This is a genomic window from Chryseobacterium fluminis, assembly GCF_026314945.1.
Classification (GTDB): domain Bacteria; phylum Bacteroidota; class Bacteroidia; order Flavobacteriales; family Weeksellaceae; genus Chryseobacterium; species Chryseobacterium fluminis.
Window position 1 is genome coordinate 4678514 of sequence record NZ_CP111121.1, and the last position, 16280, is coordinate 4694793.

A 16280-nucleotide genomic window follows, 5' to 3' on the forward strand; every position below is an offset into this window, starting at 1 on the left:
AAATTTTGCAGTTCTCTGAAGAAAAATTTAATTTTACACTTTTAAAAATCTCCTTTGCAGTACGCTCAAATAATTTTACCGCTTAATTTAAAAGGTTCTTTTACGTATAAAGTTCCTGAAGAATTATTATCTGAAATTCAGCCCGGAATGCGTGTTTTGGTTCCGTTTGGAGGGAAAAAGATTTATACCGGAATTGTTTTTGAGCAGCATGACAACGCTCCCGAAAATTTTGTTGTAAAAGAGGTAATCAGCATTCTGGATGACAAGCCGATTGTTCCGCATGAGCAGCTTCAGTTCTGGAAGTGGCTTTCAGATTATTATTTGTGTGGTTTGGGTGAAATTTACCGTTTTGCATTTCCTTCTTCTTTAAAACTTGAAAGTGAGACCTACTTAAAGTTAAAACCCAATGTTACCATTAATTTCGAAAACCTGGATGTCAACGAAATGTATCTGGTGCAGGCTCTCGAAGTACGGCAGCTCATCAATTTAAGTGATATTGAGTCTTTTATTGCTAAAAAAGACATCATCAAAACGATAAACTCGCTGATAGATCTGCAGTATATCGAAATCGATGAAAAAATTGCTGAAAAATATAAAGCAAAAGAAGTGGCTTATGTTAAGATCAAAGAGGGTGTTTTAAATACTCAGAATCTTACAGAAATTCTGCTGAAATTAAATAGGTCCCGAAAACAGAAAGATCTTTTCCTTCATATTTTAGAAAAACAAACGGAACATCCGGACCAACACATTAAAAAGTCTGAACTGTTTGAGGACGGATATTTCGGAAGCTCGCATTTTAAATCCTTATCGGATAAAGATCTGGTGGAAGAATATTATATGCAGAAAGACAGGATCGAAAGCTACGAAGGGGAAATAGAAGAGATTGAAGAGCTTTCCGAAGCTCAGAAAACAGCAAAAATCGAAATCGATGAGGCCTTCGACGAAGGGAAAAATGTCCTTCTTCACGGGGTGACATCATCAGGAAAGACCCATTTGTATTTAGATAAAATCGAAGAATGTATCCAGGAAGGTAAAAATGTTCTTTTTCTGCTGCCTGAAATTTCATTAACGAAACAGATCACTCAGAGACTCGAAAAGAAGTATGGCCGCCAGCTGGGATTTTATCATCAGAAACTCACCGATTTTGAGCGTGTAGAGGTTTGGCGGAGAATCAGTCAGAATGATATTAAAATTCTTATCGGAACCCGGAATTCTCTCTTTCTGCCTTTTCAGAATTTAGGATTGATAATTGTGGATGAAGAGCATGATTCCGCGTACAGACCAAGAGAAGTTTCGCCTTATTTTAACGCTAAAGATGCTGCTTTGGTCCTGGCAGGTTTTTATAATGCAAGAGCTGTTTTAGGATCAGCAACACCATCTGTGGAAAGTTATTACAGCGCCCGGAAAGATAAAATGAAATATATTTTTCTTGAAGAGCGTTTTGGAAATGTTAATCTCCCTGAATATGAACTGATTAATTTTAAAGAAGCTCAGGATTCCAAAAAAGTTACGGGAAATTTCTCCTCACAGCTGATCGATGACATCAGGAAAACCCTGGAAGAAAAGAAACAGGTTATTGTACTGCACAACCGCAGGGGCTATGCCAATGTGATCGAATGTGAAACCTGCGGTTATGTGAATTACTGTTCCAACTGTGATGTGGTAATGACCTACCATAAAGCCGCTAATGAAATGAAATGTCATTACTGTGGCCAGAGAGCCTCAAAACCAAAGACCTGTCCGAAATGTTATTCTGAAAACCTGAACGAAAGAGGAGTAGGCGTAGAACAGATCCATGAGGAAGTTTCCAGATTGTTTCCGGATCATGAAGTAGACAGGATGGATGTAGATTCTATGCGTAAGAAATTTGCCTATGAGAAACTGTACGAAAAAATCGAAGATGGTGAAACGGATATTGTAGTAGGAACCCAGATGATTTCCAAAGGTCTGGATTTTGACCATATTGAACTGGTTACCATTCCTAAAGCAGATTCCTTATTGTATGTTCAGGATTTCAGAGCTGAGGAAAGAGCATATCAACTCATCACCCAGGTTTCCGGGAGAGCAGGAAGGGTTTCCGGAAAAGGGAAAATATTAATTCAGACCTTTAATCCCGATCACTCGGTGTTTCAGTTGATTAAAATGAATAATCCGGCTAAAATTTATAAATATATTTTAACGGAGCGCCAGAAGTTTCATTATCCGCCCTTTACGAAACTGATAATGATCGAGCTCAAGCACAGAAAGGAAGATAAAGTAAACCGTGCATCCCAGTTTCTGGGCTCGGTTTTAAGGAAATATCTTCCTGAAGACTGTGTCTTGGGTCCGGAAAAATCGCAGATCGCAAGACTGAATAATTTGTACCAGTTTCAGATTATGCTGAAGCTTCCGCGCGGTAAAAAGTATGAGGAATATAAGAAGCAGGTGTTGATAAGTCTAAAAGAATTTGAAGAAATTACTGCTTACCAGAGCGTTAAAAAGGACGTTTTTGTGGACTTTTAACAATTTTTAACAAACTTTATAGCCTTTTATAAGAGTGCATTGGACCTACTTATAGCAATATTTTCTACTTTTGACCGTTGATTATATGTTTGGATATTTAACTTTCAATTTAACCCATTGATTTTTAACTTATCCAAAGTATAAGAAAATGAAAAAATTAGATGGTAAATTTCAGAAAATATATTTCCAGCGCAGCGGTATTGGCTTCAGGATTATTCCTTGCACAGTCTACCGTATCTACAGTTTTATATTCTCAGGCGTATGACAATCAAAGAAATTCTTTAAACTTACCTTCTCCCATTACTTCAATGGCCGAGAAGACGGTTCTGTCTGCGAAAGAACTTGTAGATATCAATGTAAACACGATGATGAGCGACCCGGTACTGAAAAATGCAACCTGGGGGTTTGTCGTGTATGACCCTAAAACGAAGAAGGTCATTTCTTCGTATAACGAAAACACACCTTTGGTTCCGGCTTCTACCACCAAATTATTAACCACAGAAACGGCATTAAGCCTGCTGGGTGAAAATTATCGTTGGATGACTCAGCTGGAATACTCAGGTAGTATAGACGAGAACGGAATACTGAATGGTAACCTATATATCGTAGGAAGCGGAGATCCCTCTTTGGGAACCAATAAAGCAGGAGCAGCTTCTTACAGAGATATCATTTCAGATTTCGTAAGCGGAATTTCCCGTGAGGGAATCAAAAAGGTAAATGGTGATATTATCATTCAGACAGCGCTTTTCAAAGGTAATATTTCAAGGCTTCCGGAAAATGTTGTTTGGTTGGAGAATAATAATTACTATTTACCGGCAGGGACCACCCGTGAGATTAATCCGGCGAACGAAAAGCTGATTGTAAAGAAAGGAAACAATTTCTCAGGAGATAAGAAATTTTTCTATGTTTCTCCTTATATGAACCAGATGGTGTATGCCGAAAAATATGACGGTCCCGGAACGCTGACGACAAAACTACCGGACGCGCCTGCTTTTCTAGCCAATTCTTTCAGAACAACTCTGATAAAAAGCGGAATATCGGTTACCGGAAAAGTAACCCCTAAAATGACAGACGCAAGCCCGGAAAACAGAAAATTGCTTTCAGCATATAAATCTCCGACTCTGGGTGATATCATATTTTATACCAACCAGCACAGTGACAATTCCCTGGCAGAAGCGTTACTGAAAACAGTAGGTTTCCAGACTCTGGGTGATCAGACTTCAGAGTCGGGAAGAAAAGTGGTGACTGAGCACCTGAAGAACGAAGGTTTTGATATGTTGGGATTAAATTATATCGATGGCAGCGGATTATCAAGAGCTAATAATGTAACACCGATCTCTCAGGTAAAATTTTTGACCTCCCTGATGGATGAAAAATATTACAAATCATATTTTACTTCATTACCTGTTGGAGGACAGTCCGGAACACTGAAAAGAATGTTCATTGGAACAGGAAACGGACAGGTTTTTGCTAAAACAGGAACGTTGAATAAAGTAAAAACACTGGCGGGATATCTGAAAACAAATACAGGAAGAACTTTAGTATTTTCCTTAATGGTCAATAACTATGCAGGATCGGTAGATATGGTAAAAAAAAGAATGGAAAAGATTCTTGAGCCGGCATTAGACCTTTAAAAATTTTTATTTCAATATTATAAAAACCTTTTAATCAATGATTAGAAGGTTTTTTTTATCTTTGATTATAAATACTCATCATGAAAAAAAATTATATTTTAATTTTAAGTACCCTTTTTATACATCAATTCCACAGTCAGGACCAGAATATTGAAAAAAAAGGACTCATTACAAAGGAAATGAAATCTTTTGCCAAAAAGATGATCACCTATAATATTAATCCGAATACCCAGAACTATGACCTGCAGTATCAGAAGAATGGAGGTGAGCCTCGACCCGGCAGTCTACCATATTTCAGGATCGGTAACTTCTCATTTTAAGCCTAATCAGGGCATGAGCAGCATTTATTTTGATCTTGCCAACACCTTAACGGTTTCCCAGGTCGAGTACCACGGAGCTTCAATGGTTTTTCAGCAGCTTCCGACAAAAGAACTCAAGATCGATTTTCAGTCTGCTCTTCCGGCAAACGTTCTTGATTCTTTGACGATCCATTACTCCGGAGCACCGGCACTGGATAATAATGCATTTTCTACCGGATCTCAGAACGGAACAGCTATTCTTTCCACCCTTAATGAACCGTATGGTGCACAGGACTGGTTTCCCACCAAACAAAGCCTGAACGATAAAATCGACAGGTTTGATTTTAAAATTACCACCCCTGCACAGTATAGCGTAGCTGCCAATGGAAAACTGATGTCGGAAACAGCACTGCCTAACGGACAGAAGCTGACGTTCTGGAGAACAATGTATCCTACCACAGCATATTTAATTGCGCTTTCGGTTACGAATTTTGTAAAACTTAATGATACAATGGGAAATCCTCCTTTTCCTTTTGTGAATTATGTGTATCCTACAACCGTTAATAATGCTTCAGTCATGGCAGATATCGACTGGACCAAGCAGATCATGAATACATTTGAGACCTATTTCGGTCCGTATCCTTTCCGAAATGAAAAATATGGTCACATGGAGTTTCAGTATAACGGGGTCTGCATGGAACATCAGACGATGTCATCCATGAGTGGCTGGAGTAAGACCGTAATTGCCCATGAACTTGCGCATCAGTGGTTTGGTGACAAGGTAACCTGCGGCGCATGGAATGATATCTGGCTGAATGAGGGGTTTGCCACATTCGGGCAACATCTGGCTAATGAAAAACTATTAATGACCAACACTGAATTCCTGAATTATTTACTGTCCGAAAAAAATTATATCACCAGTGCGCCAGGAGGAAGCACTTATGTGGCAGATGCTCAGTTAGGAAATGTCGGAGCCATTTTCAGCGGCAGGTTATCGTACTCGAAAGGTGGATATATCGTCAGAATGATGAAGTGGATTTTGGGTGAAACGGCCTTTTACCAGGCCATCAAAGATTATCACTCAAGGCCCGGTTTAGCCTATAATTATGCCAGAACAGCCGATCTGAACGCTTCATTACTGCAGTCTACAGGCAAAGATTTTACTGAATTTTTTAATGACTGGGTGTATGGCGAAGGCTATCCTACTTATGACATAAGATGGCGGCAGGTGGGAAACCAGATTACCTTTAAAGCTTCTCAGACCCAGAGCAGCCCCAATGTAAGCTTTTTTGAAATGCCTTTACCGGTAAAAGTGAACGGAACCGGTGGTCAGGTAGCTTATTTTGCGTTAAACAATACCACAAATAACCAGTATTTCACAGAAACAGTGCCTTTTACAGTAGCAAATGTTGAATTTAACTATGAATATCAGCTGCTGGAAAAAAACTCAACGGTTACCCAGGACAACACGCTGTCTTCCACAGAATTCCACGCTGAAGAATTTGCTTTATATCCTAATCCTGCCAAAAATGAGCTGTATCTGAAAGGAATCGGCAGAACAGCAGAATTTACCATTCATTTTAGCGACGGTAAATTAGTGAGAAAAGAAACCTATAAGCCCGGAAAACCGATTGATATTTCAGAACTTATCCCGGGAACGTATATTTTCAGTATTAAAGACAAAAAAATTAAATTTTTAAAAAAATAAATGAGAACGGGCAACTTTTAGGTTGTCCGTTTTTTATGGGTACCGTAGAATTAGAGAGTGAAAATTCAGCAAAGAGTTGGAATAAAATAATTTCATAGTAGTCGGTTTGATGACTCTACTCATAATTAGATCTTAAAGTTTTTGTCTCTTAATAGCGCGGTTGGCCTTTCTTACGGCTTTTCCTACCTTAAAGCGGAACCATCTTTCTTTAAACACATTTCTCATCATATTATCAAAATGCCTGATCAGCACAAGATTTTTAAAACCTCTCCATTTTTCAAGCCAGCTTGAGGGTAATGCTCTTACAGACACAGAGTAGCCCTCGGTTTCATATTGGATATAATGCCACCAGCCGGATGGGATATAAAGCGTTTCCCCGGGTTTGATAACGGCTTCATACCCCTTCACATATTTCAGTCCCGGAAAGGCATCATAATCAGGTTCTTTAACATTGGTAATACTGTGAAAATTGTAAGGAAGTTTGTACAGTAAATCAGACTGTTCCCAGGGGAAAAGCCAGATTCTTTTAATCCCCTGGAATTGCGTGATAAAAACATGGGACATGTCTATATCTACATGATTTCGCGTTATAGAACCTTCGCCTCCGAAAAACATGAAGGGGAGCCATTTCAATATTTTTCCATCGGTAACATCCCGGTAATGGATATCATTTTTGAGTTCAGGTTTAATACTTAATAAATTAAATAAAAACAGGCGGTGTTCGGTAGGGGATGAGGTGATTAAATCCAGGTAATCTGCAAAGGTGCTCTGACCGATGGGCTTGCTGGCCACTCTGTCCAGCGACTCAATTTCACTTCCGTAAATATTGACTTTTTGTTCTCCTGCAATTACCTTAAAATAATCATAATTCCATTTTTTGAAGGCCGGGCTTTCAGGATCTGCAAAATCTTCTAAGATAATAGGTTTTGCAGGTTTCAGATAAGTCCTGAGAAATTCTTGTGATGATATATTTTTGATTTTCTGTACCGGTGATAAGATCATTCTTGTGATTTAAAGAAACAAATATAGTGATTAGTCTACTTGGATTATAGACTAATTGTTGAAAAATTTAGCTAATATCCGAAAATACCAGAATAAAAATCAGAAAAGAGGATACTTTACGGCGATTTTACTAAATTAGCACATCAAAAATTTATCTACAATGATCTCTAAAAAGTATCTTGAAAATTTACAGAACGAACTACACAATATCGATAACGACGGACTTTATAAAAGAGAAAGAATCATCACTTCTCAGCAGAGTGCAGAAATAGAAGCAAACGGAAAAAAGCTTTTGAACTTCTGTGCCAATAATTATCTGGGATTATCAAACCAACCTGAAGTAATGAAAGCTTCCCAGGATATGATCGCATCTCACGGATACGGAATGTCTTCAGTACGTTTTATCTGCGGAACACAGGATATTCACAAGCAGCTGGAACAAAAAATTGCTGACTTTTTAGGATTAGAGGATACCATTCTTTACGCCGCCTGTTTCGATGCGAACGGAGGGGTTTTTGAACCTTTATTTACAGAAGAGGATGCGATTATATCCGATGAGCTGAACCACGCTTCGATCATCGATGGGGTCCGTCTGTGTAAAGCAGCAAGATACCGATACAAAAATAATAATATGGAAGATTTGGAAGCTCAGTTAATTGCTGCTTCAGAAAAAACCACCGTTTTAAAATTATTGTAACAGACGGTGTTTTCTCAATGGACGGTATTGTTGCAGACCTGAAAGGGGTTTGTGACCTGGCTGATAAATATGACGCTTTGGTAATGGTCGACGATTCCCATGCTACAGGTTTCATCGGAAAAACAGGTCGCGGAACACATGAAGCGAATGAAGTGATGGGTAGGGTAGACATTATTACTTCTACTCTCGGAAAAGCATTGGGAGGAGCATTGGGAGGATTTACTTCCGGTAAGAAAGAGATCATCGATATGCTGAGACAACGCTCAAGACCTTATTTATTTTCTAATTCTCTGGCTCCCGGAATTGTAGGGGCAGCTCTGAAAGTGCTGGATATGATTTCCGGGGATACTTCTCTTCGGGATCAGGTAATGGAAAATGCTGAATACTTCAGAGCCGAAATGAAAGCTAAAGGTTTTGATATTCCTGATGGGGATGCGGCCATTGTTCCGGTAATGCTTTATGATGCACCTCTCGCTCAGAAAATGGCCGAGAAATTAATGGATGAAGGCATCTATGTTATCGGATTCTTCTATCCTGTTGTACCGAAAGGGAAAGCAAGAATCAGAGTTCAGCTTTCTGCAGCGCATACAAGAGAACATCTGGACAAAGCGATCGTTGCTTTTGAAAAAGTAGGAAAAGAATTAGGCGTTATTTCTTAATTTTTCAGCTCATTATAAATACAGATGCTTCTACAGATTCAGCATGGCAATTCTAATACGAACTGTTGTTTACGGATAACGGTATATTAGTAATGTAGTCTCGCTGAGCCTGTCGAAGCATTTTTTTCTATACATTGATATATTCTTTACAAAGAATTTTTATTTTTAAAGAATATATAAAAACTTATCTTTGTCAATAATTTTTTCTGAATGCTTTATACAATCATAAAAGCACTGCACATTATATTCATGGTAAGCTATTTTGCGGGGGTCTTTTATCTCGTGAGAATTTTTGTTTACTATAAAGACACCGACGAATTCGCGGAGGACAAAAAGAAAATTTTAAGAGAACAGTATACATTCATGGCCCGCAGGCTCTGGAATATCATTACCGTTCCTGCCGGGATCATCATGGCCGTTTGTGGCCTAGTCATGATTTTCTTAAATACAGGATTAATGAAAATGCCCTGGTTTCACCTAAAATTAACATTCCTGATCGGGTTGGCGGTATATCATTACTGGTGCTGGAAAAAAGTTTTACAGTTAAAAGAACTCAACGGCAATACCCTGGAAACCGCCAATATCAAGCTGAGACAGGCCAACGAAATCGCTACCTTTATCTTGTTTCTGGTCGTCTTCACGGTCATTTTAAAAACTCAGGTCATTGAATACTGGTGGCAATTAATTACCGGATTTTTCGTTCTTGTATTTCTGATCATGATGACCGTAAAACTGGTTAATAAGAATAAGAAAAATAAATAAAAGCTTTAGGCTGAAGGCTGTCAGCATTAAGCTTGGCCTGCCGCTTACAGCATATTGCTTACTGCAAATTTAAAAAACTATGATTGCAATTTTAAAAAAAGAACTCTGGAGCTATTTTGGGAATTGGAGCGCGTGGATCATCATCGCAGCCTTCAGTCTGATCGCAACACTGTTTTTATTTTTTTTCGAAAATGATTCCAATATTTTTGACATCGGGCTGGCTTCTTTACAGAGCTATTTTGTTTTGGTGCCCTGGCTGCTGATGTTCATCATTCCTGCTCTTTCTATGAAAACTTTTGCGGAAGAACAGCAAACAGGAACATTAAACTGGTTGTTTTCCCAACCCTTAAAAATCTCGGACCTGGTTCTGGGTAAATTTTTATCCGTCTGGGTGGTCGGAGTTTTGTGTCTTATTCCCTCATTAATTTATCTTTATACCGTTTATGTTTTGGGCGTTCCGGAAGGAAATATTGATCTTGGAATGACCTTCGGAAGCTATTTCGGATTAATTATTTTAATTGCATCGTTCGCAGGAGTAGGAATTTTGGCTTCTTCACTTTCTCAAAACCAGATTATGGCTTACCTGCTGGGGGTTTTTATGTGTTTCATCATGTATTTCGGGATCGAACAGCTGGCAAGCTATAAATTATTGGGTGGTGCTGATTTCATTTTGCAGAATCTTGGTTTTTACCAGCATTTCTTAGGTTTTACGAGAGGACTGATCGACTTCAGAGATGTTGCCTATTTTGTTTTAATCATCGGAGTTGCCTTAGTTTTGTCCAACCATTTTATCAATAAAAAGAAGTAGAATATGAAGAAGATATCCATAAAATCGCCATTCGGAATTTTACTGTTTGTTATTTTACCGTTGGTCGTTATTCTTGCTGTTTCTGGCATCAGATTAGACTTAACAAAAGAAAAAAGATACACACTTTCCGATAATACGGTGAAGGTTTTGGAATCCATTAAAAAACCGGTAACCGTAGATGTTTATCTGGATGGAGATTTTCCTGCAAGTTTTAAGCAGCTGCAGAGCGAAACGAAATTTATGCTGGAAGAATTCAGAAAAATCAATCCGAAAATCGATTTCAAATTCATCGATCCCATCAAAAGTAAAATATCCCAGGATACGCTGATGGCCATGGGAATGCAGCCTTCCGTTCTTCCGGATGTGAAAGACGGAAAAGTTTCGCAGATTTATTTGTTTCCATATGCGGTGGTGAAATACCGCGATAGAGGAGTATCCATTCCATTGGTTGTTCAGCAGACCGGAATCGACGCAGATCAGCAGTTAACGAAATCTATTGAAAATTTAGAATATAACCTGGTTTCCAACATCAAAAATATTGCGGTTGATCAAAGAAAGAAAATCGGAATTCTGGTAAATCATGATGAGCTGAGTCCGGAAGAATTCCAGGGATTTATGCATCTGGCTACAGAAAACTATGATGCAGGTCCTATTATTCCTAAAAATCAGACTGAACTGAGTATAGCAGATGTGCCGTTATTAAAGCAGATGAATGCGTTGGTCATTGCAAAACCGAGAAAAGCTTTTACAGATAATGAAAAAGTAATTCTTGATCAATACATTATGGGTGGAGGAAAAACACTCTGGATGATCGATGCTGTAAATGCTGAAATGGATACACTGACCAGATCTAAAAAAGTGATGCCTTTCCCGGTAGACATTAATATGACTGACTTTTTCTTTAACTACGGCATCAGAATCAATCCTGCACTGGTGAAAGATGTGAAAAAATTTGCTTTATTGAGACTGGTGACCGGGGAAGTGGGCGGTAACCCGCAATATACAAGCCTTCCGTGGCCTTATTTCCCTTTAGGCATTGCTGAAAAAAATGATCCGATTACAAAAAATATCAATCCTGTTAAATTTGAATTCCCGACTTCCATCGATACCTTAGGCGGGAGAAAAAACATAAAGACCAGGGTTCTCTTTGAATCGAGTGAAAGAACATTGCTGAAGCAGGTTCCGAACTATGTTGATCTTAAGGAAATCGCGAGTGTCGACAGTCTTGGCCAGATGGAAAAACCAAGCACACCGAAAATCTATGCCGTTGCTTTGGAAGGAAAGTTTAATTCTGCCTATGCGTCAAGAATTGAAAGAAAATCATACCCGGGTTTTAAAGGCACAAGCCCTGAAAATAAAATGATCGTCATCGCAGACGGAGATGTAGGAAGAAATAAAGTAATCAAAGGCGAACCTTTACCTTTAGGGGTAGATATGCTGACCAACGAACAATTCGGAAACGAGCAGTTTCTAAGAAATGCTCTCGACTATCTCCTGGATGACAGCAACCTGATGGAACTTCGAAACAGAAATATTGAAGAACGTCTTCTCGACCGACAGAGAATTACGGAAGAGAAAAATAACTGGCAATGGTTTAATTTGCTGTTTCCTTTAGCGATTATCGGTATTTTGGGCGGTTTGTTCTTCTGGTTAAGAAAGAAGAAATTTGGATAACAGAAAAAAAAGAGAAGTTTTGACTTCTCTTTTTTATTGTCTTTCGTGAATTTTAATGGGATTTTGTCTCGTATCGAAAACATCACTAATTTCAATTCGTTCTTTTGCTTCATTGAACCAATAAATGATTTTATAATTTTTATAAATCAGATATCTGAAATTTTCATTTCTTGAAAAAAGCAATTCTTCTTTTTGTCCTATTTCTTTCTGAAAATTAAGTGTATGTGTTTTTTCAACAATTCCAATAACTAAATTTTTTGCAATTCTGTGACTTGCTTTTAATTTATAATAGTCAAAAATATTTTTTAACTGGTCTTTTGCAAAATCTGTCCAAAATATCTTTATTGCCATTGTTCTATTTCAGAGAGTAAATTATTAGAATCAGTAACTCTGTTATTTTTTGAATCATTTAAGGATTGATCAATTCGTTTATTGAGTTCTTCAACTGACAATGGTTTAGTATGATCTTCTTTCTCCAGCTTAGATAAAATATACTCTTCAATTTTATCAAAAAAACGCTCATCCTGCAGTTGAGCAAGATAGGTGATAAGGTTTAATTTTCTTGTTTGAATATCCACGACCGATGTATTTTAAATCAAAATTACAAATTAATTTCTAATTGTTTCCCAAAGAGATAACAAATTAAAAAACATGTTATGGCTAAAGTTAAAACAAAAAACGGGAACCTTAAAGTCTCCCTGTGTTTCAGTTAAACAACTTCCTGAATTCCCCCGGCGACTGAGTCGTTTTCTGCTTAAACAACTTGCTGAAAGACTGCGGATGCTCAAAGCCCAGTTCATACGCGATTTCACTTATAGAAAGACTTGTTGTACTCAAACGTTCTTTTGCGGTGTCAATAATTTTATTCTGGATATGCTGTTGGGTATTCTGTTGGGTGTGAATGCGGAGCAGACTGCTTAAATAATTGGGAGAAATATTCATTTGTCCGGCGATGGTTTTCACAGAAGGAATTCCATTTTCGATGAGATAACCTTTTTCAAAATATCGGGAAAGAACTTCCTCGAATTTTACCAGCAATTCATGGCTGGACTTTTTTCTAGTTAGAAACTGGCGCTCATAAAACCGTTCGGCATAAATAAGGAAGAGGTCCAGCTGAGCAACAATCAGTTCCTGTGTAAATTTATCGATGTTGGTCTGATATTCTTTTTCGATATTTTTAAATAAATCAACGATAATCTGCTCTTCCTTATCCGAAAGAAAAAGAGCCTCATTAATCTGGTAGCTAAAAAAATCGTACGATTTTATTTTCTTAATTAAAGAAGTTCCCCAAAGAAAATCCGGATGGATCAGCAATAAATATCCCGTAGGCTCTACTTCAACATCGGGTTTCATCTCAAGACTTAAAAACTGGAGCGGAGAAACAAAACATAACACCCCGGAATCAAAATCATATTCCTGCTGTCCGTAGTTGAATTTCGCATTCACATTCCTTTTCAAACCTATTGAGTAGAAATTCTGGACCCATTTCAGCTCGGTGTCGTTTGTAGGATAGTTGACCTTGCTGTAATCAATAAGGCTGATCAAAGGATGTTCAGGATTCGGGAGATTACAGAAAGCATGAAATTCAGAAAGGGAATTAAAACGAAATGTCTTTTTCATAAGGACTAAGTTAAATTTTTTTTGTAAAAAGTACAATGTATTTAATTATAAGGGGACAGCTCCAATAGTCTTAGCCTGACACGATATAAATTTCGGGATATTATAACGTTTCGTATCAGTTTCTGTCATCCTGAGCAAGAAGCAGCCGAAGGATTGGTGATGATTAGAAATTCTTTTTAATAAAGTTGAATATAAAAAATAAAAAATCCTTCGACAGGCTCAGGATGACACATTGTAAACTTTGCGTGTAATTATAACGGGTCGTATTGGTTTCTGTCATCATGAGCGCGAAGAAGTCGAAGAATTTTTCGGTGGTGAAATTAAATCACTGTAGAAAACGTCAGATCACTCCATTTTTCAGCATCTCCTGTGATTGTCTTAATTTTATTGTTCAGGAATTCATCTGTTCCGCTTCCCAATAGGAAATGTACCGGTGGATTCTGCTCTTCGCTCATGGCGATCAGGGCTTCTGCTCCTTTGCCGGGATCGTTGGGTTGGTTCCCGTTAATCTCATCGAGGTGAGCCTGCTCAGAATTCCTTGCCGCTTCATATTCAGGAATAGAATTTTCCGGTGTTCTCGCAGATTCTTTAGATAAGAAATCCGTTCTGAAATATCCGGGATACACCACGGTAGCTTTCACTCCGAAATCTTTAATTTCCTCTGCCAGGGCTTCCGTTAATCCTGCCACAGCAAATTTTGTGGAACAGTAAATTCCCCAACCCGGAAAATTACCTGCATAACCGCCGATCGAAGAAATATTGAAAATATGTCCTGATCTTTGCTCACGGAGATAAGGCATCGCATTTCGGATTACGTTCAGCGTTCCGAAAACATTGATATCAAAATTGGCCCGGGCTTCTTTATCTGAAAGCTCTTCCAGGGTTCCAATTTGTCCGTAGCCCGCATTATTGACCACCACATCCAGCTGTCCGAAATGGCCGACTGTTTTGGCAATGGCTGATTTTACATTTTCATCATCCGTTAAACTTACTTCAAGCGGCAAAAAGATCTCCGATGCCTCTCCGATTTCGGAGATTAGCGCTTGTACGTTTCTGGTGGTAGCAGCCACGCGATAGTTCTTCTCCAGTAATTTTTTGATTAAGGCTAATCCCAGACCTTTTGAGGCTCCTGTTACAAACCATACTTTTGTTGTTTCCATTTTTAAATGTTTTATTGTTGTTAAATGATGGTACAAAGATGAGAAGTCAGGTAATTATAAAAGTAGCCCAATCAACGAATGATGTAACTGAATCGTGAATATGTAAATAAAAAGAAAAACCAGGAGGTTTCTCTACAGTTTGAATGTTGTTCTTTTAGTTTGGGATGAAGCAACAAACCTTAAAGGTTTAATAATAGATATCTGGATTTTAAATGCTGATGGCATTTAAAATGAAACCGAAAGTTTCTCAGTATGATTAATTTTCCAGAACAGGAATCAGATGCTCCCAATTGAGCTGCCTGGCAAAGTCCAAAGCTGTTTTTCCGTTATTGGTCTTTTGGTTTTTATCAGCTCCCGCCTTCAGAATAACTTCTACGGAACTTTGGTTGCCGGCAATCGTTTCTTTATGAAGTAACGTATAGCCATGATCATCGACATGAGTAAGCTCATCAGGATAATCTTTTAAAAACGTAATGAAATCTTCCCGCATATTTCTGCTCATCGGATGTTCTATAAGATTTTCTGGTTTTTCTTCTTGCTCGTGAACGACCTCAATATGATTAAAATCTCCAAAATCCAGTCCCCAATAAGAATCATGTTCTTTCCTTTCTGCATCAGTAGCCATATCGGCGCGCATCTTATGAATGGTAAATCCTCCGTAGGCCTTGGGAACAGGCTCTTTCGGAGAAGAAAATAATGAAGAGATACCTTTCTGTTTTTTTACGCTTGGAGTGATCGCAAAAAGCCAGTCGCTGATTTCATTAAGAGGAATTTCAAAATAATCATCCGCCTTGATACTGGTAAGGTTATTGGGTTCATTCATGAGGTATCCTTTAACCGTATCTCCGTCAAAATCTATGTCATTGATCCACATGTGTTCTACAATGTCATTGCCGGTTTCGGGGTCTTTTTCAGAAAAGGAGGCCTTTACACAGGCAAGGTTCAGTGCCGGAATGATTCTTCGGTATTCCCAGGAGACCTCTCTCCAGAAATATTTAAAGGTTTCCCGAGCTTTTCTGTAAGCTTCAATCATTTTGGGATCTGTTCCGTCTGTGAAGATGAAGGTGTTGTCTTCCATGAAATAATTTTTGTGATTTAAGTATTCAAAATATCAATGAGTATTTTACTGAAAGCATGATGAATACAAAGATGTTAATATTTTGATAGACCTAAAATACAAAAAATATTTAAACATAAGTTTAATTTTGTGAAAAACATACTCAGTTGATCAGATGTCTTTTATAAAATCTTCATATTCATAATAAAACCTTTCAAAGCCATCCATCTTCTCAACAAAGAATTCAAATATTTCCGACCATGTATTTTTATTAAAGATGGACACCCCATGTTTTTCAACCCAAATCCTGGCGATTACTTTTCCGTTTTCCAGAGTAAAATATTCGTCCTTGTGGAAGTCTCCTGTAAAGTCTTTCAGAATATCTTCCAGAGACCAGATCTTCTCATAATAAGCATTCCGGAAAACCTCATCTTTCATTTCGATATCTAAGGAAACTTCCGCCTTTTTATTGTCTGCATGAAACTTGAATGAAAAATCTTTCACTTTCGTATCATACAATAACCATTTTCTCGGAAAAGACTTTCCAAAAGCCGTCCAAAACTCCTTTTTTAACTGCTGTGCTTCTTGTTTACTGAACATAAAGCAAAAATAGGTATTTTGTTTGGAAGTCAGAATCCGGAGCAGAAAGCCGGTAGTGCGGTCTATACAGCTTCCAGTCCGGTCTTTCGGCCTATGAA

The 16280-nt window shown here is 38.1% G+C and carries 14 protein-coding genes and 1 pseudogene; 8 read left to right on the top strand and 7 right to left on the bottom strand.

Translation table 11 applies throughout. The features are described from left to right. The first annotated feature begins 54 nt into the window (after nt 1-54). The 4 genes from priA (at nt 55) to ODZ84_RS21350 (ending at nt 6143) form a co-directional block, all read left to right on the top strand. On the top strand, nt 55-2502 hold the full coding sequence (gene priA / locus ODZ84_RS21335; protein ID WP_266174447.1) for a replication restart helicase PriA: 2448 nt from the start codon (nt 55-57) through the stop codon (nt 2500-2502). A 161-nt stretch (nt 2503-2663) separates the two neighbouring features. After that, on the top strand, nt 2664-4136 hold the full coding sequence (dacB, locus tag ODZ84_RS21340) for a D-alanyl-D-alanine carboxypeptidase/D-alanyl-D-alanine endopeptidase (protein ID WP_266174448.1): 1473 nt from the start codon (nt 2664-2666) through the stop codon (nt 4134-4136). Nucleotides 4137-4216: 80 nt separating this feature from the next. Further along, on the top strand, nt 4217-4456 hold the full coding sequence (locus tag ODZ84_RS21345) for a hypothetical protein (protein ID WP_266174449.1): 240 nt from the start codon (nt 4217-4219) through the stop codon (nt 4454-4456). Beyond that, on the top strand, nt 4374-6143 hold the full coding sequence (locus ODZ84_RS21350; protein WP_266174450.1) for a M1 family metallopeptidase: 1770 nt from the start codon (nt 4374-4376) through the stop codon (nt 6141-6143). Before ODZ84_RS21345 ends, ODZ84_RS21350 begins: the two co-directional genes overlap by 83 nt. Nucleotides 6144-6275: 132 nt before the next feature. On the opposite strand, the gene ODZ84_RS21355 is transcribed toward ODZ84_RS21350, so the two are convergent. Next, nucleotides 6276-7145, bottom strand: a complete 870-nt coding sequence (locus ODZ84_RS21355; protein WP_266174451.1) for a cupin-like domain-containing protein — start codon at nt 7143-7145, stop codon at nt 6276-6278. 160 nt (nt 7146-7305) lie between these two features. On the opposite strand from ODZ84_RS21355, the pseudogene kbl reads away from it, so the two are divergent. From kbl to gldG, 4 genes and pseudogenes are all read left to right on the top strand, one after another. Then, nucleotides 7306-8501 (top strand): annotated as a pseudogene (gene kbl, locus ODZ84_RS21360) (glycine C-acetyltransferase). Between the two features lie 210 nt (nt 8502-8711). Then, nucleotides 8712-9263, top strand: coding sequence for a CopD family protein (locus tag ODZ84_RS21365; RefSeq protein ID WP_266174453.1), 552 nt, complete (start codon nt 8712-8714; stop codon nt 9261-9263). A gap of 79 nt (nt 9264-9342) precedes the next feature. Further along, complete coding sequence (locus tag ODZ84_RS21370; RefSeq protein ID WP_266174455.1) at nt 9343-10071, top strand: ABC transporter permease subunit; 729 nt, start codon at nt 9343-9345, stop codon at nt 10069-10071. A 3-nt stretch (nt 10072-10074) separates the two neighbouring features. Continuing rightward, nucleotides 10075-11745: a gliding motility-associated ABC transporter substrate-binding protein GldG gene (gldG, locus tag ODZ84_RS21375; protein WP_266174456.1), complete on the top strand. Its 1671-nt coding sequence runs from the start codon at nt 10075-10077 to the stop codon at nt 11743-11745. 33 nt (nt 11746-11778) lie between these two features. On the opposite strand, the gene ODZ84_RS21380 is transcribed toward gldG, so the two are convergent. The 6 genes from ODZ84_RS21380 to ODZ84_RS21405 form a co-directional block, all read right to left on the bottom strand. Next, nucleotides 11779-12096, bottom strand: a complete 318-nt coding sequence (locus tag ODZ84_RS21380) for a type II toxin-antitoxin system RelE/ParE family toxin (protein ID WP_266174458.1) — start codon at nt 12094-12096, stop codon at nt 11779-11781. Further along, the gene (locus ODZ84_RS21385) at nt 12087-12323 is read right to left on the bottom strand and encodes a hypothetical protein (protein WP_266174460.1); all 237 of its coding nucleotides are present in this window, start codon (nt 12321-12323) and stop codon (nt 12087-12089) included. The genes ODZ84_RS21380 and ODZ84_RS21385 overlap by 10 nt, the downstream gene beginning before the upstream one ends. Before the next feature lie 127 nt (nt 12324-12450). Further along, entirely contained in the window at nt 12451-13365 is a 915-nt protein-coding gene (locus ODZ84_RS21390) for a helix-turn-helix domain-containing protein (RefSeq protein ID WP_266174463.1), read from the bottom strand. A gap of 320 nt (nt 13366-13685) precedes the next feature. Then, nucleotides 13686-14525 (bottom strand): SDR family NAD(P)-dependent oxidoreductase, encoded by an 840-nt coding sequence (locus tag ODZ84_RS21395; RefSeq protein ID WP_266174464.1) that lies wholly within the window; start codon nt 14523-14525, stop codon nt 13686-13688. Between the two features lie 256 nt (nt 14526-14781). Continuing rightward, nucleotides 14782-15603 (bottom strand): DUF2314 domain-containing protein, encoded by an 822-nt coding sequence (locus ODZ84_RS21400; RefSeq protein WP_266174466.1) that lies wholly within the window; start codon nt 15601-15603, stop codon nt 14782-14784. Between the two features lie 150 nt (nt 15604-15753). Then, nucleotides 15754-16182 (bottom strand): DUF4268 domain-containing protein, encoded by a 429-nt coding sequence (locus tag ODZ84_RS21405; RefSeq protein ID WP_266174468.1) that lies wholly within the window; start codon nt 16180-16182, stop codon nt 15754-15756. Nucleotides 16183-16280 lie beyond the last annotated feature (98 nt).

Coding starts and splice junctions, on each gene's coding strand:
- dacB (WP_266174448.1), top strand. CDS start 2,664: ATGGTAAATTTCAGAAAATATATTTCCAGCGCAGCGGTATTGGCTTCA.
- ODZ84_RS21345 (WP_266174449.1), top strand. CDS start 4,217: ATGAAAAAAAATTATATTTTAATTTTAAGTACCCTTTTTATACATCAA.
- ODZ84_RS21350 (WP_266174450.1), top strand. CDS start 4,374: ATGACCTGCAGTATCAGAAGAATGGAGGTGAGCCTCGACCCGGCAGTC.
- ODZ84_RS21355 (WP_266174451.1), bottom strand. CDS start 7,145: ATGATCTTATCACCGGTACAGAAAATCAAAAATATATCATCACAAGAA.
- ODZ84_RS21365 (WP_266174453.1), top strand. CDS start 8,712: ATGCTTTATACAATCATAAAAGCACTGCACATTATATTCATGGTAAGC.
- ODZ84_RS21370 (WP_266174455.1), top strand. CDS start 9,343: ATGATTGCAATTTTAAAAAAAGAACTCTGGAGCTATTTTGGGAATTGG.
- gldG (WP_266174456.1), top strand. CDS start 10,075: ATGAAGAAGATATCCATAAAATCGCCATTCGGAATTTTACTGTTTGTT.
- ODZ84_RS21380 (WP_266174458.1), bottom strand. CDS start 12,096: ATGGCAATAAAGATATTTTGGACAGATTTTGCAAAAGACCAGTTAAAA.
- ODZ84_RS21390 (WP_266174463.1), bottom strand. CDS start 13,365: ATGAAAAAGACATTTCGTTTTAATTCCCTTTCTGAATTTCATGCTTTC.
- ODZ84_RS21395 (WP_266174464.1), bottom strand. CDS start 14,525: ATGGAAACAACAAAAGTATGGTTTGTAACAGGAGCCTCAAAAGGTCTG.
- ODZ84_RS21400 (WP_266174466.1), bottom strand. CDS start 15,603: ATGGAAGACAACACCTTCATCTTCACAGACGGAACAGATCCCAAAATG.
- ODZ84_RS21405 (WP_266174468.1), bottom strand. CDS start 16,182: ATGTTCAGTAAACAAGAAGCACAGCAGTTAAAAAAGGAGTTTTGGACG.